The 24,995-nt window shown below is 63.5% G+C and carries 24 protein-coding genes; 14 read left to right on the top strand and 10 right to left on the bottom strand.

What is annotated here, in order from left to right:
* The first annotated feature begins 80 nt into the window (after positions 1–80).
* The gene (locus L1Z78_RS14470; RefSeq protein WP_234637101.1) at positions 81–848 is read left to right on the top strand and encodes an AraC family transcriptional regulator; all 768 of its coding nucleotides are present in this window, start codon (positions 81–83) and stop codon (positions 846–848) included.
* Here the strand turns inward: L1Z78_RS14470 and L1Z78_RS14465 are convergent.
* Positions 845–2,056 carry an MFS transporter gene (locus tag L1Z78_RS14465; protein WP_234637100.1) on the bottom strand — a complete coding sequence of 404 codons (1,212 nt, stop codon included), beginning with the start codon at positions 2,054–2,056 and terminating at the stop codon, positions 845–847. The two genes, L1Z78_RS14470 and L1Z78_RS14465, sit on opposite strands and share 4 nt — an antisense overlap.
* A gap of 75 nt (positions 2,057–2,131) precedes the next feature.
* Between L1Z78_RS14465 and L1Z78_RS14460 the strand changes: the two genes are divergently transcribed.
* Positions 2,132–2,581, top strand: coding sequence for a winged helix-turn-helix transcriptional regulator (locus L1Z78_RS14460; protein ID WP_234637099.1), 450 nt, complete (start codon positions 2,132–2,134; stop codon positions 2,579–2,581).
* A 9-nt stretch (positions 2,582–2,590) separates the two neighbouring features.
* Positions 2,591–3,076, top strand: coding sequence for a rod shape-determining protein (locus L1Z78_RS14455; RefSeq protein WP_234637098.1), 486 nt, complete (start codon positions 2,591–2,593; stop codon positions 3,074–3,076).
* An 85-nt stretch (positions 3,077–3,161) separates the two neighbouring features.
* On the opposite strand, the gene L1Z78_RS14450 is transcribed toward L1Z78_RS14455, so the two are convergent.
* The 3 genes from L1Z78_RS14450 to L1Z78_RS14440 form a co-directional block, all read right to left on the bottom strand.
* Complete coding sequence (locus L1Z78_RS14450) at positions 3,162–5,207, bottom strand: TonB-dependent receptor domain-containing protein (protein WP_234637097.1); 2,046 nt, start codon at positions 5,205–5,207, stop codon at positions 3,162–3,164.
* Positions 5,208–5,423: 216 nt separating this feature from the next.
* Positions 5,424–6,851, bottom strand: coding sequence for a D-serine/D-alanine/glycine transporter (gene cycA / locus L1Z78_RS14445; RefSeq protein ID WP_234637096.1), 1,428 nt, complete (start codon positions 6,849–6,851; stop codon positions 5,424–5,426).
* 209 nt (positions 6,852–7,060) lie between these two features.
* Entirely contained in the window at positions 7,061–7,471 is a 411-nt protein-coding gene (locus tag L1Z78_RS14440) for a polyhydroxyalkanoate granule-associated phasin (protein WP_234637095.1), read from the bottom strand.
* On the opposite strand from L1Z78_RS14440, the gene L1Z78_RS14435 reads away from it, so the two are divergent.
* Positions 7,470–7,919, top strand: coding sequence for a hypothetical protein (locus tag L1Z78_RS14435; RefSeq protein ID WP_234637094.1), 450 nt, complete (start codon positions 7,470–7,472; stop codon positions 7,917–7,919). The genes L1Z78_RS14440 and L1Z78_RS14435 overlap by 2 nt on opposite strands.
* A gap of 36 nt (positions 7,920–7,955) precedes the next feature.
* On the opposite strand, the gene L1Z78_RS14430 is transcribed toward L1Z78_RS14435, so the two are convergent.
* The 5 genes from L1Z78_RS14430 to L1Z78_RS14410 all read right to left on the bottom strand — a co-directional run bounded on the left by L1Z78_RS14430 (position 7,956) and on the right by L1Z78_RS14410 (position 14,426).
* Positions 7,956–9,038, bottom strand: coding sequence for an MBL fold metallo-hydrolase (locus tag L1Z78_RS14430; protein WP_234642177.1), 1,083 nt, complete (start codon positions 9,036–9,038; stop codon positions 7,956–7,958).
* Between the two features lie 170 nt (positions 9,039–9,208).
* On the bottom strand, positions 9,209–10,852 hold the full coding sequence (locus L1Z78_RS14425) for a DHA2 family efflux MFS transporter permease subunit (RefSeq protein ID WP_275444446.1): 1,644 nt from the start codon (positions 10,850–10,852) through the stop codon (positions 9,209–9,211).
* A gap of 45 nt (positions 10,853–10,897) precedes the next feature.
* Complete coding sequence (locus tag L1Z78_RS14420) at positions 10,898–12,247, bottom strand: efflux RND transporter periplasmic adaptor subunit (RefSeq protein WP_234637093.1); 1,350 nt, start codon at positions 12,245–12,247, stop codon at positions 10,898–10,900.
* Positions 12,248–12,379: 132 nt separating this feature from the next.
* Positions 12,380–13,855 (bottom strand): efflux transporter outer membrane subunit, encoded by a 1,476-nt coding sequence (locus tag L1Z78_RS14415; protein WP_234637092.1) that lies wholly within the window; start codon positions 13,853–13,855, stop codon positions 12,380–12,382.
* Between the two features lie 55 nt (positions 13,856–13,910).
* The gene (locus L1Z78_RS14410) at positions 13,911–14,426 is read right to left on the bottom strand and encodes a MarR family winged helix-turn-helix transcriptional regulator (RefSeq protein ID WP_234637091.1); all 516 of its coding nucleotides are present in this window, start codon (positions 14,424–14,426) and stop codon (positions 13,911–13,913) included.
* Between the two features lie 781 nt (positions 14,427–15,207).
* Between L1Z78_RS14410 and L1Z78_RS14405 the strand changes: the two genes are divergently transcribed.
* From L1Z78_RS14405 to L1Z78_RS14375, 7 genes are all read left to right on the top strand, one after another.
* Positions 15,208–16,137, top strand: a complete 930-nt coding sequence (locus tag L1Z78_RS14405) for a hypothetical protein (RefSeq protein ID WP_234637090.1) — start codon at positions 15,208–15,210, stop codon at positions 16,135–16,137.
* 27 nt (positions 16,138–16,164) lie between these two features.
* Complete coding sequence (locus tag L1Z78_RS14400; protein WP_234637089.1) at positions 16,165–20,499, top strand: RHS repeat-associated core domain-containing protein; 4,335 nt, start codon at positions 16,165–16,167, stop codon at positions 20,497–20,499.
* Between the two features lie 2 nt (positions 20,500–20,501).
* Positions 20,502–20,825, top strand: a complete 324-nt coding sequence (locus L1Z78_RS14395) for a hypothetical protein (RefSeq protein ID WP_234637088.1) — start codon at positions 20,502–20,504, stop codon at positions 20,823–20,825.
* A gap of 52 nt (positions 20,826–20,877) precedes the next feature.
* On the top strand, positions 20,878–21,270 hold the full coding sequence (locus L1Z78_RS14390; RefSeq protein ID WP_234637087.1) for a DUF6984 family protein: 393 nt from the start codon (positions 20,878–20,880) through the stop codon (positions 21,268–21,270).
* 109 nt (positions 21,271–21,379) lie between these two features.
* A complete protein-coding gene (locus L1Z78_RS14385; protein WP_234637086.1) occupies positions 21,380–22,216 on the top strand; it encodes an RHS repeat-associated core domain-containing protein in 837 nt (278 codons plus the stop codon).
* A 2-nt stretch (positions 22,217–22,218) separates the two neighbouring features.
* A complete protein-coding gene (locus tag L1Z78_RS14380; protein WP_234637085.1) occupies positions 22,219–22,437 on the top strand; it encodes a hypothetical protein in 219 nt (72 codons plus the stop codon).
* Between the two features lie 95 nt (positions 22,438–22,532).
* Complete coding sequence (locus L1Z78_RS14375) at positions 22,533–22,742, top strand: RHS domain-containing protein (protein WP_234637084.1); 210 nt, start codon at positions 22,533–22,535, stop codon at positions 22,740–22,742.
* 83 nt (positions 22,743–22,825) lie between these two features.
* On the opposite strand, the gene L1Z78_RS14370 is transcribed toward L1Z78_RS14375, so the two are convergent.
* Complete coding sequence (locus L1Z78_RS14370; protein ID WP_234637083.1) at positions 22,826–23,137, bottom strand: DUF4148 domain-containing protein; 312 nt, start codon at positions 23,135–23,137, stop codon at positions 22,826–22,828.
* Positions 23,138–23,445: 308 nt separating this feature from the next.
* Here L1Z78_RS14370 and L1Z78_RS14365 point away from each other — a divergent pair, with 308 nt between their 5' ends.
* Genes L1Z78_RS14365 through L1Z78_RS14355 form a run of 3 tightly spaced genes read left to right on the top strand, consistent with a single transcriptional unit; the run spans position 23,446 to position 24,877 of the window.
* On the top strand, positions 23,446–24,183 hold the full coding sequence (locus L1Z78_RS14365; protein WP_234637082.1) for an AzlC family ABC transporter permease: 738 nt from the start codon (positions 23,446–23,448) through the stop codon (positions 24,181–24,183).
* A gap of 3 nt (positions 24,184–24,186) precedes the next feature.
* On the top strand, positions 24,187–24,483 hold the full coding sequence (locus L1Z78_RS14360) for an AzlD family protein (RefSeq protein WP_234637081.1): 297 nt from the start codon (positions 24,187–24,189) through the stop codon (positions 24,481–24,483).
* Positions 24,484–24,520: 37 nt separating this feature from the next.
* A complete protein-coding gene (locus L1Z78_RS14355) occupies positions 24,521–24,877 on the top strand; it encodes a FlxA-like family protein (RefSeq protein WP_234637080.1) in 357 nt (118 codons plus the stop codon).
* Positions 24,878–24,995: the final 118 nt, after the last annotated feature.

Here is a 24,995-nt window from a genome sequence, read left to right as displayed (position 1 = left end):
CGTTTTGGCATGCTTTCGCGGATAGGTCAATAATCCTCGAATTCCTGCCAAAACCTGCTGGCTGCTTTCCGTACATTCCCATGCTCAACATCCCGCTGCCTTCCGTGGACGCCGTCGCACGCGATGTGCTGGCCATCGGCACCGACTACACGCCCGGCACGCTGCTGCCCACGCACAGCCACCGGCGCGCCCAGTTTCTCTATGGCATGAGCGGGCTGATGGAGGTGGCCACCGACGACGGCGCCTGGACCATTCCGCCTTACAGCGGCGTGTGGATTCCGGCCGGCAAGCCGCACAGCGTGCGCATGCAGGGCGTGAGCACGCGCAGCCTGTACATCGAACCGGCTGCCGCGCCCCGCCCGGGTGTGCACTGCGAGGCGCTGGTGGTCACGCCACTGCTGCACCATCTGCTGCTGTCCTGCGCCGGGCTGCCGGCGCTGTATGACGAACAGGGGCGCGATGGAGCCCTTGTGCGGCTGGTCCTGCACGAGTTGGCCTCGGCCCGCAGCCTGCCGTTGTTCGCGCCCATTCCCCGCGACGAAAAGCTGGCCGCCCTGTGCAAGCAGTTCCTGGCCCAGCCCAGCATCCGCGCCACGCCGCAGGACTGGGCGCAGGCGCTGAACAAGAGCCTGCGCACATTCAGCCGGTTTTTCCAGCAGCACACGGGCATGGCCTTTGGCGCCTGGCGTCAGCAGGCCTGCCTGCTGGCGGCGGTGTCGTGGCTGTCTGAGGGCGCATCGGTCACACAGGTGGCGCTGGACCTGGGCTATGACAGCCCCAGCGCGTTTTCCACCATGTTCCGCAAGGCGCTGGGCCGGGTGCCTTCGGAACTGGTGAGCCGGGTCTAGGCGGGAACGCTGGCCTGGGCAGCCGTTTCCCGTGTCATGGCCCAGAACACCAGGGCCGCCAGGCTGAATCCCGCCCCCGCAACGCAGACCCCGTGCCAGCCAAACCGCGCGTAGGCATTGGTGGCAATCAGCGCCCCCAGCCCGCTGCCCACGGCGTAGAACAGCATGTACAGGCCCACCAGCCGGCTGTGGGCCTGCGGGTTGCTGCGAAAGATCAGGCTCTGGTTGGTCACATGCAGGGCCTGGCCGCCCAGATCCAGCAGCACGATGCCGGCGATCAGCGCCCACAGCGACTGCTGCAGCAGCGCAATCGGCGCCCAGGCCAGCAGCAGGATCACCAGCGCGCCCAGGCTGGTGCGCTGCGCGAAACCCAGGTCGGCCCAGTGCCCGGCACGGGCCGCAGCCAGTGCGCCCACCACGCCGGCCAGGCCAAAGGCGCCGATGGCCGTGAGCGACAGGCGGTAGGGCGGCGCGCTCAGGGGCAGGACCAGGGCGCTCCAGAAGATGTTGAAGGTGGCAAACATCAGCAGGGCCAGCATGCCGCGTGTGCGCAGCATGCGGTCCTGGCGCAGCAGCTGGAGCATGGAGGCGAGCAGTTGCGTGTAGCCGGGTGCATGCAAGGGCACGGCCAGCCGGGGCAGTTGCCGCCACAGGGGCCAGGCCAGGGCCAGCATCAGCAGGGCCGAGCAGGCATAGACGCCGCGCCAGCCGGCCAGGTCACCCACGGCGCCTGCAAACACGCGCGCCAAAAGCAGGCCGATGAAAACCCCGCCCTGGGCCGCGCCCACCACGCGCCCGCGCTCATGCACCTGGCTGGCGCTGGCCGCATAGGCGATCAGCCCTTGCGTCATGGCCGTGCCCAGCAGGCCGACGGCCAGCATGCCCGCCAGCAGCAGAACGGCCGAACGTGCGGTACTGACGGCCCCCAGGGCCAGCACCAGGCCCAGCAACTGCAAAAGCATGAGCCGTCGTCGTTCCAGCCGGTCGCCCAATGGCACCAGCAGCACCAGCGCCAGCGCGCACCCGGCCTGCGTGGCCGTGACCACGCCGCCCACGGCGGCATGACTGATGCCGAAGTCGGCAGCCAGCGCCTCCAGCAGCGGTTGGGCGTAATAGACATTGGCCACGCTCAAGCCGCTGGCAGCGGCGAACAGCAGCACCAGGCCGCGCGGCATGCGGACCGTGTCCGAGGCTGTAAAGGTGTTCATGGATCGATCTAGTTGCAAAACAAAACTGGTTGGATGCTAGTTGATCCAGTTTCGAATTGCAACCAAAATAGCGCCATGAAAGAAGACACCCGTCCTGACACTCCGCAGCCCTGTCCGGTGGCCCGCTCCCTGGAATTGATCGGCGACCGCTGGTCGCTGCTCATCGTGCGGGACGCCTTCGACGGCATCAGCCGCTTCGGCGATTTCCAGCGCAGCCTGGGCGCTGCGCGCAACATCCTGGCCGACCGCCTGCGCCGCCTGGTGGAGGCGAGCGTGCTGGAGATGCGGCCGGCGGCAGAAGGTTCGGCCTACCAGGAATACGTGCTGACAGCCCGGGGCCTGGACCTGTTTGCCGTGATCGTGGCCTTGCGGCAATGGGGTGAAGGCCACCTGTTCGCGCAGGGCGAGCCGCATTCGCTGCTGCTGGACCGCCAGACCGGACGGCCCGTGCCGCCCATGCTCCCGCGCGGCGACAATGGCCTGCCCTTGCCGCCTGCGCAAACTCTGGTCCGGAAAATTGACTGAACGAACGCCATGCTCTCTGCCCTGATGCCGCTCATCTATGTCCAGATCTCGCCCGAGCGCCTGACCATCCGCAAGCCCAAGTCCGGTCAGACCTCGTCCGAGATACCCGAGCTGGCCATCAGCCTCTCGCCCGTTCGCCGCATCATCGGCGTGGGCGCCCAGGCCCGGCTGGCGGCCGCCTCGGCTCCCGCCGAAATCGTCAACCCCTTCGCGCACCCGCGCTCGCTCATCTCGGACTTCACCCTGGCCGAGCAGCTTCTCAGGCACCGGTTGAAGACCATGCACAGCCGCTCCTGGCTGGCCGCTTCGCCGCACATCGTCATCCACCCCCTGGGCGAACCGCAGGGTGGTTTCACCCAGGTCGAGTTGCGGGCCCTGCGTGAACTGGCCAGCGCTGCGGGTGCGGCGAAAGTCAATGTCTGGACGGGGCGCGCGCTGACGGATGAGGAACTGCTGGCGCGTCGCGCGCCTGCGGGCGGAGGCGACTGGCAATAGCCGCGCAGGTTGCGCGGGCCCGGTTCCCCCATGAAAAGGCGCCCGCCAGGACGGGCGCCTTGCCGGAGGGGAACAGGGCTGGCGGTCAGAACCGCGCCGTCATCCCCACGAAGTAGGTGCGGCCGCCGTTGTCGTAGTTGGCGCCGATGGTGCGCGTCTCCTTGTCCGTCAGGTTGATGATGCCGGCGCGCAGTGTCAGCGCATCGGTCAGGTTGTAGTTCATCGACACGTCGAAGGTCGTGTAGGCCTTGGCGAAGGTGGTGGCCGTGCCCGTGGTCACCACTTCCTTGCCCACGTGGCGGGCGCTGAACATGGCGGACCAGCCCTGGCGGATCTGCCATTGCAGCGCCGAGTAGATCGACAGCTCCGGCACGGCCAGCAGCGAGGCCCCCGTGGTCAGATTCTTGGACTCGAACATCTTGGTGATGTTGGTGTTCCAGGTCAGGCCCTTGGCGATGGGCACGTTCACGAAGGCTTCCAGGCCGCGCGTGCGGGCGCGCTGGGCATTGGCCATGCGTGTCCACCAGAAGCCGTTGTAGAAGCCCAGCGGCTGGTAGTCGATCTTGTTCTTGAAGTTGGTGTGGAAGTAGGTGGCGCCCAGTGCCCAGCCGTTGCGGTCCCAGCTCGTGCCCAGCTCGAAGTTGGTGCTGGTCTCGGGCTGCAGGTCGGGGTTGCCGGCCATGTAGCAGCCGCGTGTGCCGTCGGCGTTCACGCTGGTGCTGGTCCATCCCATGCCGGCCAGGCTGCGGCAGCCGTTGCCGCCCGATTGCGTGGCGGCGCTGGCCGAGTTTTCCTTGAGGCCCGGCGCGCGAAAGCCGCGCGAGATGCCGCCGCGAACCGTCCATTCCGAGGCCGGGTGGTAGACCAGGTAGGCGCGCGGGCTCCAGTTGCTGCCGTATTTCTCGTGGTGGTCCATGCGCAGGCCCAGCGTCAGCGCCAGGTTCTCGCGCAGGAAGATCTGGTCCTCGCCGAACAATGCCCAGGTCGTGGCGCTCAGGCCCGATCCCGAGACGGGGCGGCCCGTGTAGTCGATGGGTGCCAGGCCGATGGTGTCGCGGTTGTCCAGCGACTCGCGGCGCCACTGCATCCCCAGGGTCATGGCCTGGTCCACGCCCCACAGCTTGAGTGGCTTGTCGATGCGGCCGTCCAGCGTGGTTTCCTTGGAGTTGTTGCCGATGGTGTCGCCCTTGTCCTCGTACTTGTTGTGCACCAGGTTGAGCTTGGAGGTCATGTCGCCCCAGCGGCCGTCATGGCTGATGCCGAACTTGGTCTGCTCCAGCTTGCTCAAGCCCCAGGGGGAGACCACCTGGTCGCCCGACGCGGTACGTGCATCGGAGCCCCTGGCGCGCTGGATCCCCTGGGCCGCCTCGATGCCGATCACCTGATCGGGCGTCAACTGCCAGTTCAGCAGCGCGTTGAGGTTCTGCTTGCGCGATCCGCCCGTCGAGCGGTAGGAGCCCGGAAAGCCGCCCGTGCCCTCGTCCGAGGCACGGTCCGTATAGTTGCCACCCAGGCGCAGCCCGAAATTCTCCGACAGCGGGCCGCTGATGTTGAACCCCAGCTGGCGCGTGTCGCCCCGGTCGCCGTCCGAAGGCTTGCTGTAGTTCAGGCTGGTCGAGCCGCTCCAGCGCTTGCCGATCTTGCGCGTGATGATGTTGATCACGCCGCCCATGGCGTCCGAGCCATACAGCGAGGACATGGGGCCGCGCACCACCTCGATGCGCTCGATCATTTCGGGCGAGATCCAGTCCAGGTCCTGCTGGCCCAGGTCGTCGCGGTAGTTGATGCCGGCCGAACTGCCCTGGCGCTTGCCGTCCACGAGGACCAGCGTGTACTTCTCGGGCAGGCCGCGCAGCTTGATCTTGGACTGGGCGCCGGTCCCCGACAGGCCGCCCGTCACGCCGGGGATGGTGGACAGCAGCTCGCCGATGCTCGTCACGGGCTTGCGCTCGATGTCCTCGCGCGTGATCACGCTGATGCTCGCCGGCGCCTCCTTGATGTCCACGGCCGTGCCCGATGCCGTCACCACCACGGTGGACAGGGCCGTATCGGCCTTGCCGTCGACTGTCTGGGCATGGGCTGCCAGGCCTGCGCAGGCAAGGGCGGCGCAAAGGGGGAGAGGGCGAAGCATCGAAATGTTGGGCATCTTGTAAAAGTTCCGTAAAGGTTTGGAAAATCAAGGTGCGAATGATAACGATTTGCATCCAGTAAATAGATGACACGTGAAGAAAATTTTTGGGTACCAGGTGGCAGCCAAAGGCGTGCGGGCCGGTGCACGGCGGTGATGACGGGCCCATGAAAAAGGCCCCCAAAGGGGCCTCGCGTCCATGCGCCGGGCGCCATGGAACTACTTGGCCAGGGATGCCTCGGGCGTGGCGCCCGCCTGCGCCTGGCGGCGCACGAACTGGTAGGCCACGGCCAGCAGCACGAACCACAGCGGCGTGACGATCAGCGCCTGGCGGGTGTCGGCCTGCAGCGTCAGCAGGCCCAGGATGGCGGCGAAGAACACCAGGCAGGCCCAGCACATGGCCACGCCGCCCGGCATCTTGTAGCGCGAGGCCTCATGCAGGGCAGCGCGCTGGCGCCGGTAGGCGATGTACGACAGCAGGATCAGCGACCAGACGAACATGAACAGGATGGCCGATACCGTGGTCACCAGCGTGAAGGCCTCCACCAGATCGGGCACCACCCACATCAGGAAGGCGCCGGCCAGCAGGCAGGTGCAGGAAAACAGCAGCCCGCGCGAGGGCACGCTGCTGCGCGACAGGCGGTGGAAGGCCTTGGGCGCATCGCCCTTGAGCGCCAGGCCGTAGAGCATGCGACTGGTGGAGAACACGCCGCTGTTGGCCGACGAGGCCGCCGAGGTCAGCACCACGAAATTGATCACGCCGGCGGCGGCCGGCAGGCCCGCCAGCACGAACAGTTCCACGAACGGGCTCTTGCCGGGCACCACGTCACGCCAGGGCGTCACGGCCATGATGGCGATCAGGGCCAGCACGTAGAACACGATGATGCGCACGGGAATGGAGTTGATGGCGCGCGGCAGCGTGCGCTCGGGGTCCTTGGCTTCGGCGGCCGTGGTACCCACCAGCTCGATGCCCACGAAGGCGAACACCGCGATCTGGAAGCCTGCGAAAAAGCCCATCATCCCGTTGGGGAACATGCCGCCGTCATTCCAGAGGTTGGACAGGCTGGCGGCCCGGCCCGCGGGGGAGACGAAGGCGGCGCCCACCATGTACAGCCCCGTGCCCACCAGGGCCACGATGGCCACGATCTTGATCATGGCGAACCAGAACTCGATCTCGCCGAACAGCTTCACGGTCAGCAGGTTCAGGCCCAGCAGCAGGCCCACGCAGGCGATGGCCGGTGCCCATTGGGGCAGGTCCGGGAACCAGAACTGGGAGTAGGCCGAAATGGCGATCACATCGGCGATGCCCGTCACGATCCAGCAGAACCAGTAGGTCCAGCCCGTGAAGAAGCCCGCCCAGGGCCCCAGCAGGTCGGCCGAGAAATCGATGAAGGAGCGGTACTGCAGGTTGGACAGCAGCAGCTCGCCCATGGCCCGCATCACGAAGAACAGCATCACGCCGATGATGGTGTAGACGAAGACGATGGAAGGGCCGGCCAGGCTGATGGTCTTGCCCGAGCCCATGAACAGGCCCGTGCCTATGGCACCACCGATGGCGATGAGCTGGATGTGGCGGTTGGTGAGATTGCGCTGCAGGTCGTCGTGACCGTGCAGGCCCTGGCCGGTTGGCGGGGCCTTGTGTGTCATCAGGAAACTCCGGAGAAGACTGGCAAAGCGATGGCAGGATGAAGGGCCGTCTGCCACAGCGCCAGCAGCCTGGCCTGGAGGCCATGCCAGGAAATGCGGCAGCGCAGCAAAACGGAGCGAAGGCCGCGAGGATACCTGAACCTGGCCCGCGCACCGGGCCTGCGGCGCCGCGCAGCGCCAGCCAATGCAGCGGATTGGATATGGATGGGTCAGCCGCGCGCCAGGCGCCTGGCGTTGGCCACGGCCGTGCGGTGAACGGGTGCAAGCCCCTTGTCCACCACGCCCCACATGGCGTTCTGCCATAGCGAGGCTTGCGAAGCCAATGCGCTGCCATTCCAGGCGGTGGTGCTCCAGGGGGGGAGCCACATGCGCATCCAGGCCTGCATCAAGGCCTGGCTGGCGGCCATGGACTGCAGGCCCATGGCATTCCATGACTGGTAGAAGGCCGCCTGCTTTTCCGACACCATGCGGTTGAATTCCTTGCGGTCGCGGGCCGACGGGTTGGCGCCGGCCACCGCCATGCGGGTCAGGCGTTGGGCCACGACCTGGGGCGCGGCCACGGCGAGCTCGGTGGCTTGGCGGGCCACCGAGGTGGCCTTGTGGGTCTTTCGAGTTGCCATGGGTGCTCCTCAAAGGGTTTTTACTATAGCTTCAAGCGCCAATGGATTGCTGAATATTTCTATTCAGACTGGATGGAATCGGAAATCTCTATTGAGAGCCGATTTGCTTTCTTCATTTTCAATGCAGCGGGGCCGGATAAAGTTGTTCAATCAAGGGGTTAAAGAGGAGCATGAAATGCCATGTGTATCTGTATCGAATGCAGTCATCCGTGGGTGGTGTCCAAATATCTTGCTCATTCTTGCCCTTGCAGCAACTTCATCCACGGCAGTCGCTAGTGGTGCGGATTTTGATGACTACATGAAGCAAGTCGGCGTGGGAGGACCTTCCCCGATACCTGCAGTGTCCCTGGAGTGGGATCCTTCGACAGGTCAATACGTGCTCAAATCCTCATCCTACTTCAAGGAAACCAGCGTTGTATTTCCCTTGGAAGCCTATTCGGACGAATAAGAAGATCGGTATCAACGCTGAACGCGCGCCGGCTTGTCAAGGTCGCGCCATCTCGAATGCTCCTGTACGGTGTGCCTGTCCCACCAGCTCCCGCCACCAGCGCTTGCCCGCATGCGGCGCATCCAGGTCCAGGCGCTCTCCCATCATGGGCGTCGCCACGGGCACGCCTTGCTCGGCCCCCAGGGCCACCACGCGCTCGAAGGGGTCCCACCAGGCGTGCATGGCCAGGCTGAAGGTGCCGTTGTGGATGGGCAGCAGCCAGCGCCCACCCAGGTCGCGGTGGGCCTGCACGGTCTGGGCCGGGTGCATGTGGACATAGGGCCAGTGCGGATCGTAGGCGCCGGTTTCCATCAGCGTGAGGTCGAAGGGGCCGAAGCGGCGGCCGATCTCGGTGAAACCGTCGAAGTAGCCGCCGTCGCCGCTGAAGAACACGCGCAGCGTCTCGGTGCTTTGCAGGTCCTCGATGACCCAGGAGGCCCACAGCGTGCGGTTGCCGTCGCGCAGGCCCCGGCCCGAGAAATGCTGGGCCGGCGTGGCCGTGAAGCGCAGCCCGTCCACTTCGGTGCCCTGCCACCAGTCGAACTGGCGCACTTTTTCCGCAGCGATGCCCCAGGCGATCAGCCGGTCGCCCACGCCCAGCGTGCAAAGGAAGTGGTCGGTCCGGGCCGCCAGCGCGCGCACGGTGGCGCGGTCCAGGTGGTCGTAGTGGTCGTGCGAGAGCACCACGCCACGCAAGGCGGGCAGCTCATGCAGCGCGATGGGGGGCGCGTGAAAGCGCTTGGGGCCGATGAAGGAAAAGGGCGAGGCGCGCTCGGCGAACACCGGATCGGTGATCCACCAGCCGCCGCGCAGCTTCATCAGCAAGGTGGAGTGGCCCAGGCGGTAGAGGCTGCGCTCGGGCGCGGCGGCCAGGGCGGCCGGCGTGAGCCGCTGCACGGGCAGGGGCGCCGAGGGCTCGGTGTCCTTGGGCTTGTTGAAGAAGAAGTCCCACATCACCTTGGCGCCGGGCTGGGGCGCGTTGGCGGGGCGGGGGTGGATGTTGCGAAAGCGCCCGCCCGCCGATTGGGGTGATTGGGCGTAGTCGGCAATGGGCGTGCGCAAGGGGCGGGGTGTCTTCACGGTGCTCCGTCGGTAGAACAGGCCGGCGCCATCATGGAGCCGGCGGGTCAGCCCTGTCGAGATGGTGGTCTTGGCGGGCTGATTCAAGGCGCCTTGCGTGTCGCCATGTAAACAAAAAGGAGCTGCCTGATGAGACAGCTCCTTGTCGGGAAGGACTCAGCGGGTCACCGTCAATGCGCTCCCGCCGCTTCGGCGCCGCCTGCGTGTCCGGCGGGCCTGCGGGTCATCCAGATCAGCGCGATCAGCACCAGGAACAGCACGGAAGACGCCAGGAAGATATCGTCCGCCGCACGCGTATAGGCCTGCTGGTCGATCAGCCGGTTGACCTGGGCCAGCGCCTGCTCCTGGCTCAGGCCGGCCGCCTGCAGGCCCTGCAAGGTCACCCCGAAAACGCCCTGGCCCTGGATCAACCCTTCGGTCAGGTGGGCATGGTGCAGCGCGGCGCGGTTGTCCCACAGCGTGGTGGCGATCGATGTCCCCATGGCGCCGGCCGTGATCCGCACGAAGTTGCTCAGTCCGGCGGCGGCCGGGATGCGTTCCGGCGAAAGGCCCGACAGCGTGATCGTGGTCAGCGGGATGAAGAAGAACGCCATGGCCGCGCCCTGGATCAGCGTGGGGACCAGGATGTGCATGAAATCCGTCTCCACCGTGAAGCGCGAGCGCATCCACAGCACCAGGGCGAACACGATGAAGGCGCCCGTGGCCATCTTGCGCGGGTCCCACTGCGTCACCTTGCGGCCCACCAGCGGCGTCAGGATGATGGCGAAGATGCCCACCGGCGCCAGTGCCATGCCGGCCGTGGTGGAGGTATAGCCCAGCCACTGCTGCAGCCACAGGGGCAGCAGCACCACGTTGCCGAAGAACAGCCCGTAGGCGATGGACAGCGCCACCGTGCCCGCCGCGAAATTGCGCCGCATGAACAGGCGCAGGTCCACGACCGGATGCGCATCGGTCAGTTCCCAGACCAGGAAGACCAGGAAGCTCACGACCGCCAGCACGCACAGCGTGACGATCTCGCCCGAGGCGAACCAGTCCAGCTCCTTGCCCTTGTCCAGCATCAGCTGCAGCGCGCCCACCCACAGCACCAGCAGGGCCAGGCCCACGGAGTCGATGGGCAACTTGCGCGTGGGCGTCTCGCGGCTGCGGTAGATGCTCCAGGTCATCAGCGCCGACAGCAGGCCCACGGGCACGTTGATGTAGAAGATCCACGGCCAGGAGATGTTGTCCGTGATCCAGCCGCCCAGCAGCGGCCCGACCACGGGCGCGACCAGGGTGGTCATGCCCCATAGCGCAAGGGCCACGCCGGCCTTGGACGGCGGGTAGCTGGACAGCAGCAGCGTCTGCGACAACGGGATCATGGGGCCGGCGACCAGGCCCTGCAGCACGCGGAACAGCACCAGCGTCTCCAGCGACGAGGCAAAGCCGCACAGCCACGAGGTCAGCACGAACAGCAGCACGCTCATGGTGAACAGGCGCACGGCGCCGAAGCGCTGCGTGAGCCAGCCCGTGAGCGGCACCGAGATGGCATTGGCCACGCCGAAGCTGGTGATCACCCAGGTGCCCTGGCTGGGGCTGACCCCCACATCGCCCGAGATCGCGGGGATGGCGACGTTGGCGATGGACGAGTCCAGCACGTTCATGAAGGTGGCCAGGGACAGGGCCAGCGTGCCCATGGCCAGCTGTGCGCCCTTGAGCGGGGCGGGCCTTGCGGGCATGGCCGGTGGTGCCGAGGGGGGCGTCGGCGGCGCGGCAGGCGGCGCGGTCGGGCCATCCGGCTGCGCCGGCGCCGGCACGGCGGTGGTAGAGGAAGTCATAGGCAGTCCGCGTGGGTTCCGGGAAGGCGGGGGCGCGATCCGTGCTTACTTGGACTGCGTGGCATGGCTGTCGGCAGGGGCGGCAGCCATGGTGGCGGGCGCCTGGCCTTGCGCATCGGCCATGGCGACGGGCGGCAGCCCGGGCAACTGCTTGAGTGGCGCCACGTTCTGGCCCGCCACGATGTGGGCGATGCGTTCCTCCGCCTGCGGCAGCGCCGTGTCGTAGATGGAGGTCTGGGCCACGGGGGCATTGCGCGTGGCGGTCGCCAGCACCTCGCCCTGCTGGTCGCGCACGTCCACCTTGACTTCCATGGACAGGCCCACACGCAGCGGATGCCGGGCCAGGTCCTCGGGCGACAGCGCGATGCGCACGGGCACGCGCTGTACCACCTTGATCCAGTTGCCCGTGGCGTTCTGCGCGGGCAGCAGCGAGAAGGCTGCGCCCGTTCCGGCGCCCATGCCCACCACGGTGCCGTGGTAGCTGATCTTGTCGCCGTAGACATCGGCCGTCAGCTCGGTCTTCTGGCCGATGCGCAGCTGGGCCAGCTGGCTTTCCTTGAAATTGGCGTCCACCCACAGGTTGTGCAGGCCCACCACCGTCATCAGTGGCGCGCCCGAGGCCACGCGCTGGCCCAGTTGCACGCCGCGCTTGGCCACATAGCCCTCCACGGGCGAGACCAGGCGCGTACGCTGCAGCGCCAGATAGGCCTCGCGCACCTTGGCGGAAGCGGCCACCACGCTGGGGTGTTCCTCGGCGCTACTGCCCTTGGTCTGGGCCTCTGCGGCCGTCAGTTGCGCCTTGGCGGCGCGCACGGCGGCCTCGGCCGCCACCGCGGCATTGCCGGCCGTGCGGGCCAGCGACTGGGCGTGCTCGAACTCTTCCTTGCCCACGGCACCCGTGGCCAGCAGCGGGCGGCGGCGCTCCACGTCCTCGCGGGCGCGGGCCGCATCGGCCTGCAGCCGGGCCAGATCGGCCTCGCGCTGGGCCACCTGGGCCACCAGCGGCGCATTGTTGGCATACAGCGTGCGCACCTGGCGCACGGTCTGGGCCAGCTGCGACTCGGCCTGGGACAGGGCGACCAGGGCATCGGCCGCGTCCAGCTGCACCAGCACCTGGCCGGGCTTGACGTAGTCGGTATCGTCCGAGCCTATGCTGATCACCGTGCCGCCCACCTGGGGCGTGATCTGCACCACATTGCCCGCCACGTAGGCGTTGTCCGTGGTCTGGTAGTTGCGGGCCACCATCCAGTGCCAGCCGCCCCAGGCGACGGCGGCCACCGCGACGGCGGCGGCGATGAGGGTCAGGCCCTTGCGGCGGCCCTGGGGATTGGCCACGGGCGATGCGGCCGGCGCGGTGGCGGGTGTGCTGGAAGCTTGCTTGTTGGTGTCGGTCATGGTGTTCGGCGCTTTGTTATCTGTGAATGTGGTTGTGCGGCCGGGGCGGGAAGCTGGCGGCTTGTCACGCTGGCCGGCGTCCTGCCCGGTGAAGTGTCGGAAGGAAGGCAAGGTCCTTTGCGATGTGCGATCTCAGTGCTGGCTGACCTGCACGGCAGCGGTGCCGTCGATCCAGCCTCCGCCCAGGGCCTTCATCAGCGCCACGCGCGTGTCCAGCGCGCGGGCGCGCAGGTCCACGTCCAGGCGGCGCTGGGTGATCACCTGGGTTTCGGTATTGAGCACCGTCACCTGGCTGGCCAGGCCGGCCTTGTAGCGCTGCACGGCGAAGTCGTAGGCGCGCTCGGCCTTGTCCAGCGAGTCGGCCTGCAACTGCTGCTGGCGCGCCAGCGACTGCACGGAGGCAATGGCGTCCCCCGCCTCCTTGACCGCGTCGAGCACCACCCCGTTGTATTGGGCGATGGCCGTATCCAGGTCCGCCTGCGTGCCGCGCAACTGGGCGCGCAGCCGCTTGCCGTCGAACAGGGGCAGGCGCAGCGCCGGTGTCACGCCCATCTGGCGCGAGCTGCCCTTGAACAGGTTGTCCAGGCCGATGGCATTGAGACCGATGAAGGCCGTGAGATTGATGTCCGGATAGAAATCGGCACGTGCGCTCTCTATGCCCTGCGTGGCCGACTCCACGCGCCAGCGCGCGGCCACCACGTCGGGGCGGCGGCCCAGCAGGTCCGCTCCCAGCTGGCCGGGCACGGACTGCACACGCAGCGTTCCCAGCCGGGGCGACAGCTGCTGCTGCGCATCCGGTGCCTGGCCGCACAGCACGGCGATGGTGCGGCGCGCCAGCGTGATCTGCTCGTCCAGCATCTCGATCTGCGTGCCCGCATCGGGCAGCCCGGCCTGGGCCTGGGTCAGCTCCACCTGGCTGTCCAGCCCGGCGCGCGTGCGCTGCTGGCTCAGCTCCAGCAGCGACTGGCGCTGGGTCAGCGTGCGACCCGCCACCTCTTTTTGCGCGATCAGGCGGGCCAGGGCCACATAGCTGCGAGCCACCTGGGCCGCCAGCTGGTTCGCGGCGGCCGCGCTGTCCGCCTGGGCGGCGCGGGCCTGGCCCAGCGCGGCTTGAAGATCGGCAGCATGGCGGCCGAAGAAATCCGGCGTCCAGCTCAGGCCGGCCTGCAGATTGCCCGTGTTGTAGGTGTTGCCGGCAATGGGCGCGGGCACCAGGCCGTTGGCGCTGTAGTGCTGCCGCGTGGCGTCCGCGCCGAGCGTGCCGCGCACGTCGGTGGCCGTGCTGGTCGCCGTGGCAAGGGCCGCAGCCTTGTCGAAGCGGGCCCGGCTCACGGCCAGGCTGGGGCTGTCCTGCAACGCCTGGGCGATCAGGGCGTCGAGCCGGGCATCACCCAGAGCCTTCCACCAATCAGCGGAGGGCAAGGCAGCACTGGATGACCCGTCGGTCTGCGCACCCAGGCCCAGACTGGAGGCATCCAGCCGGGCCAGCGGTGGGTGGGCAGGGCCTTGAGAGGCGCAACCGGCCAGGGCGAGCGCGGCGCAAAGCAGGGCTGCCGCTGCGGCCACGCGGCGGGGTGCGGCGGACACGGGAACGAGGGAAATGGGCATGGTGGTCTGCCTGTTGGGGTCAAGAATCGGGAAATCGGACGGGGGGCTGGCGCTGTCAGGCGGCGGACGGCACAGTCTCCGGTGCACGCATGGCATCGCCGTTGGCCAGAAGGCGGCGCAGCATGTCCAGCAACTGGCGCGACTCGTCATGGCTGAAGCCGGCCATGTGGGCATTCATCACGCTGGACAGCACCTGCGGCACCTTGGCAGCCATGGCCCGCCCTTCATCGGTCAGCACCAGCTTGACTACGCGCCGGTCCACCGTGGAGCGCTCGCGCCGCAGCATGCCCTTGGACTCCAGCCGGTCCAGCGCCCGCGTGATGGAAGCCGGGTCCAGCCCCAGGTCGCGCGCCATGCCGGCATTCGTCGCATCGCTGCACAGCAGCAGCTTGTACAGCGGCAGCCACTGCACATAGGTCAGCTCATGCTCGGCCAGCTGCGCATCGGCCTGCTGAAGGATGGAACTGAGCACCTTGCGCATGAGGAAACCCACGCTCTCGAACGGCGTGTAGCTGCCTGGGCTGTAGAAGTCCGAGGGCTGCAGGCCGTTGGGGAGGAGGGGTTGGGTCATGGTGGTTGCGGGTGAAAAGGTTGACTGTGCAATGATTGTTGAGGCAATTATTGCAGAAGCATGGGTCTGGCGTGTGAGCCGGGGGTAGCGGGGATGGGGGAAGGGTCTTTGGCGTAGGCGCATTGCCTGGCTTCGTCGGCGGACAAGCCGGCTTGCGCTGGTTGCTTTTCTTGAGGCGGTATCACGAGCCTCATTGATCTTTTCCTTGGAAGAGGCTTGGGCAGTGGCGGGGAGCAAGCATTTTTTCCTGGCTGGAACAGCTAATTCACTTATTGACTTTGGCGTGGGAGCCAATTCGACTGTGCTGGCTTGGGGGAATGCGCCAGATCATTCGAAGGGAGCGGCTATCTGTATGGCTCAACGATCAGAATATTCCTAGGAATGACTTTGCGCACGCAGTGGACGAACTGAAGTGCAGGATGGCCGAAAAGCATGGGATACTGGCGTGCTCTGTCTTGGTGAGTCGTGATTTGCCGAGTGCAACTATATGTTATTTGAAGTGCTTCCGGGGGAGGGGCTTGCATCTTCTTATGACCCTGGCATGGGCGGCCATGGAATTGAACCATTCCAGCATCCGATATGCTGTTAGTTGAATTTGTCTTGCTAATTGCTTGATGGTGTTTGAAATGGATGTGAAATGGTTCCTTGAGTTGAATGTGGTTCCTGGGAAATATGATCTGCGTTCTTCTGGTGCTTGGTGTGGGGTTTTTCTATAAGGCGATCGAGTCTTTTTGTTTGAAGTGCTTGGTTGTGGCTTGTTGAAATTAATAGGGTTTATTCCATGCGTTCACATGTTTTGATGGGTGGTTTTGTAAGGCTTGTATTTCTGCTGATGCTTTCGCCAAGCGTATTATCAAGTAACTGTATGACATCACCAGATAATTATTATTGCTGCAATCCAGACAAGGATGTTTGTACTCCAAGAGCGGTGCATGTCAAATATGCCCCACAAACCGGGGATCTTTTCGTGCCCGGTTATCCACCTGAAGTGTCCGGTGGTGGAGCAGGGCACTACAGGTTGGACTTGCCATCTGCTGCTGATGCGGTCGATTGGAGAAGACTCTTTGTGCAGACATATTGGAACGCGATCGAGAAAAATTTCCCGGACGGATCCTACGAACAATGCGCGCCGGTAGTTGACGTGGGGCCATTTGAAGAATGGAGCGCTCCCATAGAGGAGCTCACGCTCTGGAATCAGCAGTTCCAGCCATGGGCGACCGTTGCCTATGGCAAGGGTGGACCACCAGGGGTTCCTTCATCATGCGCTTCACCAAGGCTGAATGAATTGCAATTTTCGATCATGAGATACCTGGTGGAAGATGCGTGCCCGGTAGATCAGACGCAGGCTAATTCAGTAGTCGATGATTCTCGTGTCTGCAAGAAAAAAGTACCTATCGAAATTGAGATAAGGGGTGGCGATTCGACGGAGGCATTGCCATCTCTGGCTGGTCCTGTTGTTCAGGCGATTATTTTGAAGCGAAAAAATCTACCTGTGGCGGGGGAGTCTGTTTCGATAGTATTGAGAGAAAATGGGGTGCGTTCTCAAAGCCAAATGGGAACCACTGATGAAGCAGGGCGGCTTGAATTTAAGTATGTCCCGCCGTTTATGAGGTCGACGAATGTAGAGGTGGAGGTTTCTTGTTACGAATGTATTGGTCCAGTGTACAAGAATATATACGTGCACAATGGCCCTCAAATGTGCCATCGTTGATTTCTTGAGATGATCTAGGAATAAATAATGACCTCTTGGACCAAGATTCCCAGTGGATTGATACCGTTCTGTTTTAATTGGGTTTGGCGCGCCTTGCTGATCCATGGCATATTTTTGCTGTGCCTGGGGATTTCTCAGGCCCAGAGCATCCCGAGCCTCCCCGAAAATATCCAATCGCAAACCGACTGGGTTGACCAAAGCCCCGCCCCCCTCACTATCGGTCATGTCTACCGCAGCTTCGGCCATCCTGATGAAGATGCCGACATCGGCATGGGCAAGGGCTGGACGCATTCGTGGTCCGCTCGCCTCAAGCTGCCCACGCGTTACAACACCCGGTATCCGGCAAGCATCGCCATCCTTTTGCCTGACGGCTCCTCGGCCCTCTTCCTCAAGGCCCCGGGAGATCACTCTGCCTGGACGGCGGCAACCGGTGCTGACAGGCTCACGGGCAATGTGGGCGGGGCCTGGCAGTTCTACCGAGCCCATGACGACAGTTTGTGGAGTTTTGACGACAAAGGCTGGCTGACCAAGCTCACCTTGCGCAATGGCTGGAGCTATAGCATCTTGCAAACCGATGGCAAGGTTCTGTCCGTGGCCAATTCCTTTGGCCGGCAACTTGGCTTTGGCTACCGGTCGGACGGCAGGCTCGGGTCCGTCACCTTGCCCGATGGCAATACCATCCACTACGACTACAACGTCCAGGGGAGCCTCAGCTCCGTCAAAGTCAACAGCGAACAGACCCGTACCTACAGCTACGACAACACCGCATTCCCGGGGCTGCTGACGGCCGTGGGCGATGCCCAGGGCCACCAGATTCTGGGCTTTACCTACAACGCCGAGGGGGCCCTGAGCGAGACGGCCCGGGCAGAGGTCTCCGGGGCATACCGGGTTTCCTATGCAGGGGCCGCCAATGTCGGTTCGGCGGGCATGCTGGTGAGCGCAGACACGGACAACTCCAACTGGTACAAAGCCTCCGTCACCACGACCGACCCCCATGGCAACAGCACCACCCGCCAGTACCGGGGCACGGCCGCCGGCGTGCGCCTGGTCGGGCAGAACAATGCGCGCGTCCGGGGCACATTCAAGGAAGAGCTCAATGCCGATCTGCTGCCTGCTTCCGAGGAGGATTTCAAAGGCAACAAAACCAGCTACCAGTGGAACACCAGCCGTCAGCTGATTGCGCAGGTCGTCGTTGCCTCCAATCGCGCAGAGGCCCGCAGGACTCAAGTCGAATGGCATGACACCCTGTCGCTGCCCACCAGGATCACAGAGTCTGGGCGTACTACCCAGTTCAGCTACGACAGCGCCGGCAACCTTGTGGGGGCCGTGATCACGGATACCGTGAACAACAAGACCTACTCCAGCGCCTGGGCCTATGGCCCCAATGGGCTGCCGTACTCTTACACCGACGCTGCCGGCCGGACCCTGTTGGGCTATGACGCCCTGGGCAACCTCAACAAGGTCACCGACCCGCAGGGCCGTATCAGCCAGTACACCCATGATGGTGCTGGCCGCGTCCTGACCGCGACCGAACCCTCCGGCCTGCTGCGCAACTACAGTTACAACCCGCGCGGACAACTGAGCAGCTTCAGCGCAGGCGGCTTGTCGACCCATCTCACCTACCTGCCTGATGGCATGCCGGGCACCGTCACGTTCGCCAATGGCTATGCCATCACCTATCAATACGACGGTGCCCTGCGCGTCAATCGCTGGAGCGACAACCGTGGCAACTCCGGGCAGTACATGCTGGATGCCTGGGACAACCGCACCAGTGAATCCATCCAGGACGGCGGGGGCCGGGTGGCTTGGCAGGTGCAGCGTTCCATCAACAGCATCAATCGCGTCAGCGAAGAGACCCTGGGCAGCAGCCAGAGCACCGCTTGGACCTACGACGCCAACGGCGACCTGGCCACCGGTCGCAACGGCCTGGGGCAGACCACCACGCTGCAAGTCGACGGCCTGCGCCGCCTCGCCAAGGTCACCGACCCGCTCAACGCCAGCGCCACACTCGGCTACAACGCCCTGGACGCCGTCACCTCCGCCCAGGACTTCAAGGGCGTCACCACCACCTATACCCGCGATGCGCTGGGCAACGCCAAGGCCGAGGCCACCCCCGACGCCGGCAACAGCACCGCCACCTACGACGCCCTGGGCCTGATCGCCACCAGCCAGGACGCCACGGGCCGCAGCCTGGCCGTGCAGCGCGACGCCCTGGGCCGCCCCACCCAGCTCAAGTACGGGGCCAGCGCCGTCTCCACGCTGCGCTACGACCTGCCCGGCAACACCTACAACGGCCCCGGTGCACCTCAGGCCAGCGTCGGCCAGCTCAGCGAGATCCAGGACCCTGGCGTTACCACCCAGTACCAGCGCGACATCCTGGGCCGGGTGCTGCGCAAGACCCAGATCCTGGCCAGTGGCGACACCCGGTCGATGATCCATGCCTACGTGCCCGCAGGCCAGGGCGGTGCCGGCGAGCTGCAAGCCATCACCTACCCCAGTGGCAAACAGGCCACCTACCTGTACGACAGCACCGGCCAGATCACGGGCCTGCAATGGAACGGCCAGCCCCTGGTCACCGGCCTGGCCTGGAGCCCCCTGGGCCAGCCCACGGCCTGGCAGTGGCCGGGCTTCGTGCAGCAGCCCGGCGCCACGGCGGCCCTGGCCGAGCAGCGCAGCTACAACACCGCAGGCCAGTTGGCCAGCAGCCAGCTGCTGAACCTGAGCTGGGATGCCGCGGGCCGCATCAGCCTGATCCAGCAGCAGCACATGCTGCCGGGCACGGCGGCGGCGCAGCAGGCCAAGCTGTCCAGCGCCTTCAGCTACGACGCCGTGGGGCGCCTGACGGCCAGCGCCCACAGCGCCCCCGCCGGCCTCACCCTGCCCACGAGCTGGAGCCTGGCCGACACCATCGAGCTGAGCGCCTCCGGCTACGCCTGGGACGCCAATGGCAACCGCACCCAGGTGCACTACAGCAATGCCCTGGCATCGGGCACCTCCACGCTGCAACGCAACTACCAGATCGCCGCAGGCAGCAACCGCCTGCAAGGCTATGCCCAGACACTGCAACGCCCGGGCAGCGCAGCGCAGACCAGCAACGTGGCCTTCAGCTACGACGCTGCGGGCGCCCTGGTCAAGAAGGGCGACAGGCACCTGCACTACGGCGCCGACGGCCGCATCGCCAAGGCCGGCGAATACGCGGACGCCAGCGACGCACGGGCCGTCAGCTACGTCTACAACGCCCTGGGCCAGCGCGTGCTCAAGAGCGATGCGCGTGGAGCGGGCCAGCCCATCACCGTGCAGACCCTGTACGCCGAGGACGGCATGGGCAGCACCGTGCTGGGCCAGTACGCCAACCAGCGCAGCGCCAACAGCGCAGCGCCCGCAGGCCAGAGCGACAGCACGGAAGTCATCTACCTGCCCACGGCCAGCGGCCCCATGCCCATCGCGGCAGAGATCAATGGCCGCCTGTACGCCATCCACACGGACCACCTGAACACCCCCCGGCGCCTGACCAACCAGCAAGGGCAGGTGGCTTGGCAGTGGCTGATCTCAGGGTTCGGCGAAGTGCGGCCCACCACGGGAGATCGTGGCTATGGCCAGACGGTCAGCGGCCCCAGCTATGCGGAGGCGGTGAAGTTCGACCTGCGGTATCCGGGTCAGGTGTTCGATGAAGAGACGGGGCTGTCGTACAACCTGCACCGGTACTACGATGCGGCGACGGGGAGGTATGTGCAGGCGGACCCGATCGGGTTGGCTGGGGGGTGGAATCGGTTTGGGTATGTAGCCAACAACCCGCTCAACGATGTGGACCCACAAGGCCTGCACCCTGTGCTGGGCAGGCTGCAAGGCCTGTACTACCGTTACGGGCCTGCGATCACGGAGTTCATTGCCGGGGCGTCGGGGGTCAATGGCGCGGTGGCATCACCTGCGGCGATCAATCCGCTGGTTGCTCAGATTCCGACGGGTGTTTCGCGGATGACGCCTATTGCGAGAGGGATTGCTGAGGGAGTGGAGTCGGGGGCGTTTTGTTCTGCTAGAGGCTCGACTGGTCTCTATCGTGCAGTTGGCCCGGAAGAATTCAATAGCATAATGAAAACAAAGCAGTTTTCGTTTCCTCCTAATGGCAGCGAAATGAAGCAATTTGGTTTTCAATTTGATGAAGTTCTGAAGTTTTCAAATTTTCAATCGGATTATGCGGCAATAATAAGGGTTGACATTCCAACAAATATTCTGGGTAATTTCAATATTACCCATGGTCAAATAGATCCGTTCATATTTAGGAGTGGTGTTCTGACAATTCAAGGGATTGATGATTTAAATAAACTCAATCAATCATTAAGATCTATTAATCACGCATACTAGACATGAGTAGATACAATATAATTGCCTTAATAAAAATTGAGGAAAATGTTGAAACTCCAAAAACAGGAGGAATTAAAAGTGGATATGCTCCCCATCATAGATTCAAGGGTGTTGATTACTTGGTTAGTGGATTTCATGAATATTCGGATAATTTCATTCATTATCCAGGGGAAATAATATCTGCAAGAATAACTTTCCCCAGTTGGGAGTATTTTAAGAATTCTGTCAATGTGGGAGATAGGTTTGAAATTCTTGAAATGAATAGATTAATTGGGTGTGGATTAGTGGAGGTCATTGAGGAGGATGAGAATTTTTCAGGCACTTAGCATTTTTTAGTTGCATAGAATTGAATTCTTCTTTTTGACGTTGATGTTATCCATGACTAACGCCAAATCTGCATCCTCGTGGATAAGAGCCTCTTGCTGCCAAGATAACCAAGTACGGCTTCTGCGCGAAGAAGAAAAAGCACTCTTGAATGCTTTGCTATCTCGGCACAAGAAATTTTCAAAATTTGTAAATGAAATTACATTTGGCGAGGTTTATGACATGTCGGATGGCGGCATGGGAAGCATAAAATTCATCGGGTCAGAAAATAATGTTTTTGGTGAAAATCTAGCCGAAGCCAGCTATATTGATGAGGATGGTGTTCAGGTGATAATTACTGTCTATGGAGATAAAGCAGGTGGTTTGTATGAGGTGGATTTTTGGAAGGCTGATTTTTCACCTCTGAAAAAATATCCGCAATCAGATTTTCTGAAAATAGAATGCTAAATCTGATTTAGGTAAACTATTCCAATGCGGCAGAAATCAATGGCCGCCTGTACGCCATCCACACGGACCACCTGAACACCCCCGGCGCCTGACCAACCAGCAGGGGTAGGTGGCCTGGCAGTGGCTGATCTCAGGGTTCGGCGAAGTGCGGCCCACGACGGGCGAACGCGGCTACGGCCAGACGGTCAGCGGCCCCAGCTATGCGGAGGTGGTGAAGTTCGACCTGCGGTATCCGGGTCAGGTGTTCGATGAAGAGACGGGGCTGTCGTACAACCTGCACCGGTACTACGATGCGGCGACGGGGAGGTATGTGCAGGCGGACCCGATCGGGTTGGCGGGTGGGTGGAATCGGTTTGGGTATGTGGGGGGTGATCCGCTCAATGCGATTGATCCGGATGGTCTGAACGCCGTTGTTGCGTTGAACAGGATCGCAGAGTTGGGACGGGGGCTTTACTACCGTTACGGGCCTGCGATCACGGAGTTCATTGCCGGGGCGTCGGGTGTAAACGGAGCGGTGGCTTCACCTGCGGCGATCAATCCGCTGGTTGCGCAGATTCCGACGGGTGTTTCGCGGATGGCGCCGATTGCGAGAGGGATTGCTGAGGGAGTGGAGTCGGGGGCGTTTTGTTCTGCACAACAGACATCAAAAATTGATGGCGTTATTGCTGAAACTCTCGGAGGTAGAGGAAACATCACTAGTGGATTCACGTTGTCAGCAGATGAACTTTTGAGCGCAGGGCAAAGATTTTTTGGGAAAAATTACGTTGAAATAGGAAAGCCAGGTAGTGGAGTCTTCAGGAGCATTGACGGGACTCGGCAGTTCCGAATTGATGGAAACTCACTGCTTGGGAATCATGCGCCAGGATTGCCGCATGGACATTTGGAGTTGTATGCTCCAAAAGGTAATAGGCCTATATCTAATAATCACATAATTTTCGGTAATTGAATATGAATATAAAAATCAACACTGTTGGATTAATTTTATCTGGAGAAGAATCTGGAAATTATGTGAAAATAATAGAAGATTTTGACAATACATCAGGTTTCTTGATTTTGACTTCAAAATATGAAAATATGAGTGATGGTTATGATAACTGGGTTGAAAATATTGATAGAGTACGAGATTACGTAAAAGAGTCGGGTTGGGAGATTCGGTGGATTGAATAAATTAAATGGGGTGCGGTAGTGTGCGTCATTTACGGTACTTTGAACCGTCTCATGCTAAAAGTGATGCGCGCGGTGCTTGCGATACTGGATAGTTTTTGGCCGTACTGGGCCAGTACGCCAACAGCGCAGCGCCCGCAGGCCAGAGCGACAGCACGGAAATCATCTACCTGCCCAAGGCCAGCGGCCCCATGCCCATCGCGGCCGAGATCAATGGCCGCCTGTACGCCATCCACACGGACCACCTGAACACCCCCAGGCGCCTGACCAACCAGCAGGGGCAGGTGGCCTGGCAGTGGCTGATCTAAGGACTTGGCGAAGTGCTGCCCACGACAGGCGAACGCGGCTACAGCCAGACCGTCAGCGGCCTCAATGTACGCATCGCCGTCCATCATTTATTCGCCACGGCATGCCCCTTCTCCAGCCGAGCCACGGCCTCCTGGTAGGCAGGGCTCGCCAGCAGTTGCCGGTAGCGTTCAAGGCCGCGCTGGTACTCCTCAGACCGGTAGTCGATCTCCCGGTCCGACAGATAGGTCAGGCCGGCGCGGTGCCACATTTCCAGGTCGGCCAGGACCTGGGCGCGGCTGATGCCGGTGGCTGCGGTGGCGGTGACCGTTGCAGGATAGGTGCCGTCCTGGGCGAGGGCGGAGCCTGCCAGGCCAAGGGTCAGGGCGGCCAGGGTGATGAAGCGGGAAGTGCGCATGGTGAGCCTTTCAGGTGAAACGCAGTGATGAGGGTTTCATCGTGGCGTTGTGGCACTTCCGGGCACAGCGGCATGCGATGGGTGGTGCCATGGCAGGCGCCAGCGGTTGCCGGCGTGCGTGAACGGCGGACGGGGTGCCGGCCTCGTCGGAAGCAGGGAGACGCACCTGCCTGTCTGTGGTGGCCATGCCCTGCGGCAGATTATTCTGTGATTGCATGTGGTGGCAGCATGGAAGGCTGTCATCGAAGCCCAGGCGGAGCGAATCGGCAGCAAATGCCAGCCGCAGAAGCAGACAATCGCCGCTCTCCATGAATTCATCCATTTCCCTTCCATCCACTGCCGTCGCGGCAGATTCCGTTTCCCGCCGTTCCGAGGCCTTGCGCGGCTTCAGGGATGCGCTTCCCGTGATGCTGGGCTTCGTGCCCTTTGCCCTGGTGCTGGGCGCGCAGGCCGTGCAAAAGGGGCTGGCCCCGCTGGAAGTTCCGCTCATGACGGGCATGAACTTCGGCGGCGGCTCCGAGTTCACGGCCATCCGCCTGTGGACGTCGCCTCCGCATGTGCTGCTGATCGTGGCCATGTCCTTTCTGGTCAATTGCCGCCATATCCTGATGGGGGCGGCGCTGGCGCCTTACCTGCGCCATCTGCCTCGGCGCCGTGCGCTGCCGGCACTGTTTTTCATGTGCGACGAGAGCTGGGCGCTGGCCCTGGCCGATGCGCAGCGCAATGCGGCCCGGCAGATCAGCCTGCCGTACTACCTGGGCGTGTCGGCGGGCCTGTACATGGCCTGGGTGTCGTGTACCGCGGCAGGGGCCTTTCTGGGGCCGCGCATCGGGGACCTGGAGCAGTACGGCTTCGACATGGCGTTCACCGCGGTCTTTCTGGTGTTGCTGCGTGGCATGTGGAAGGGCATGCGGGCCTGTCGTCCGTGGCTGGTGAGCCTGTTGACGGCGGCCCTGGTCCACAAGCTGGTGCCCGGTGCCTGGTATGTGGCTGCGGGCGCCTTGTCTGGCCTGGCCTGCGCGGCCTTGCTGGCACCCAGGAGCTGAGCCATGGAGGCTTCAACCCTGTTGACGCTGGTGCTCATGGCGGCGAGCACGTATTTCACGCGGGTGATCGGCTATCTGCTGTTGCGCGGGCGCACGCTGAACCCTCGCATGCAATACGTGATGGAGTGCCTGCCGGGCTGTGTGCTGATCTCGGTGATCGCGCCGGCCTTTGTCGCCGAGCGACCTGCGGATCTGCTGGCCCTGGTGGTGACGCTGATGGCCGCGAGCCGGCTGCCGATTCTGCCCACGGTGCTGATCGGCATCGCTTCGGCCGGGGTGCTGAGGCAGTTGCTGGGGTGAGTCTTCAGTTCGCCAGGAAGAGGCCGATGTAGAAGGCATGCAAGTGTCTTCCCCCACATCGACTCCATCTTCCGGTGCAGCGACCCAGTCTGGCGGGGGCGGCAACGACATTGCGGCCCTGCTGCGAAAGCTCCAGGAGCTGCAGCAGGCGCTCAAGCAGGTGCCCTCCGAGGATATCGACGCCAAGGCCAAGCAGCAGAAGGCCAAGCTGCTGCAGTCCCAGATCATGATGGTGCAAAGCCAGATCGAGGCGCTGATGCGCGCGCAGCAGCAGGCCCGGCTGGACAGGCAGCGCGAGGAGCAGCAGGCGGCAGAGCTCCGGTCGCAGCGCCAAGGCGCCGAGCAGGGCGGCAAGGACCCCGGTGTTGGCATGGTGGTGGACGTCTATATCTGAGCCATCCTCGTTCAATCCTTTGGGCAGGCATGTTCTATTCCGTGAATGTAACTTACATGAATGGATTTCCCAGTCATGAAACGGTGGTGGGGCAAGTTCGGCCGGGCAAGGGCAAGGC

The sequence above is a fragment of the Delftia tsuruhatensis genome, from assembly GCF_903815225.1.
In the GTDB taxonomy this organism is placed as follows: Bacteria; Pseudomonadota; Gammaproteobacteria; order Burkholderiales; family Burkholderiaceae_C; genus Comamonas; species Comamonas tsuruhatensis_A.
This window is presented reverse-complemented; position numbering and strand designations above follow the sequence as displayed.

Bases quoted from the DNA above. Each gene is read 5' to 3' on its own strand.
- L1Z78_RS14470 (WP_234637101.1), top strand. From the start codon at position 81: ATGCTCAACATCCCGCTGCCTTCCGTGGACGCCGTCGCACGCGATGTG.
- L1Z78_RS14465 (WP_234637100.1), bottom strand. From the start codon at position 2,056: ATGAACACCTTTACAGCCTCGGACACGGTCCGCATGCCGCGCGGCCTG.
- L1Z78_RS14460 (WP_234637099.1), top strand. From the start codon at position 2,132: ATGAAAGAAGACACCCGTCCTGACACTCCGCAGCCCTGTCCGGTGGCC.
- L1Z78_RS14455 (WP_234637098.1), top strand. From the start codon at position 2,591: ATGCTCTCTGCCCTGATGCCGCTCATCTATGTCCAGATCTCGCCCGAG.
- L1Z78_RS14450 (WP_234637097.1), bottom strand. From the start codon at position 5,207: ATGCTTCGCCCTCTCCCCCTTTGCGCCGCCCTTGCCTGCGCAGGCCTG.
- cycA (WP_234637096.1), bottom strand. From the start codon at position 6,851: ATGACACACAAGGCCCCGCCAACCGGCCAGGGCCTGCACGGTCACGAC.
- L1Z78_RS14435 (WP_234637094.1), top strand. From the start codon at position 7,470: ATGGGTGCTCCTCAAAGGGTTTTTACTATAGCTTCAAGCGCCAATGGA.
- L1Z78_RS14440 (WP_234637095.1), bottom strand. From the start codon at position 7,471: ATGGCAACTCGAAAGACCCACAAGGCCACCTCGGTGGCCCGCCAAGCC.
- L1Z78_RS14425 (WP_275444446.1), bottom strand. From the start codon at position 10,852: ATGACTTCCTCTACCACCGCCGTGCCGGCGCCGGCGCAGCCGGATGGC.
- L1Z78_RS14420 (WP_234637093.1), bottom strand. From the start codon at position 12,247: ATGACCGACACCAACAAGCAAGCTTCCAGCACACCCGCCACCGCGCCG.
- L1Z78_RS14415 (WP_234637092.1), bottom strand. From the start codon at position 13,855: ATGCCCATTTCCCTCGTTCCCGTGTCCGCCGCACCCCGCCGCGTGGCC.
- L1Z78_RS14410 (WP_234637091.1), bottom strand. From the start codon at position 14,426: ATGACCCAACCCCTCCTCCCCAACGGCCTGCAGCCCTCGGACTTCTAC.
- L1Z78_RS14405 (WP_234637090.1), top strand. From the start codon at position 15,208: ATGCGTTCACATGTTTTGATGGGTGGTTTTGTAAGGCTTGTATTTCTG.
- L1Z78_RS14400 (WP_234637089.1), top strand. From the start codon at position 16,165: ATGACCTCTTGGACCAAGATTCCCAGTGGATTGATACCGTTCTGTTTT.
- L1Z78_RS14395 (WP_234637088.1), top strand. From the start codon at position 20,502: ATGAGTAGATACAATATAATTGCCTTAATAAAAATTGAGGAAAATGTT.
- L1Z78_RS14390 (WP_234637087.1), top strand. From the start codon at position 20,878: ATGACTAACGCCAAATCTGCATCCTCGTGGATAAGAGCCTCTTGCTGC.
- L1Z78_RS14380 (WP_234637085.1), top strand. From the start codon at position 22,219: ATGAATATAAAAATCAACACTGTTGGATTAATTTTATCTGGAGAAGAA.
- L1Z78_RS14370 (WP_234637083.1), bottom strand. From the start codon at position 23,137: ATGCGCACTTCCCGCTTCATCACCCTGGCCGCCCTGACCCTTGGCCTG.
- L1Z78_RS14365 (WP_234637082.1), top strand. From the start codon at position 23,446: ATGAATTCATCCATTTCCCTTCCATCCACTGCCGTCGCGGCAGATTCC.
- L1Z78_RS14360 (WP_234637081.1), top strand. From the start codon at position 24,187: ATGGAGGCTTCAACCCTGTTGACGCTGGTGCTCATGGCGGCGAGCACG.
- L1Z78_RS14355 (WP_234637080.1), top strand. From the start codon at position 24,521: ATGCAAGTGTCTTCCCCCACATCGACTCCATCTTCCGGTGCAGCGACC.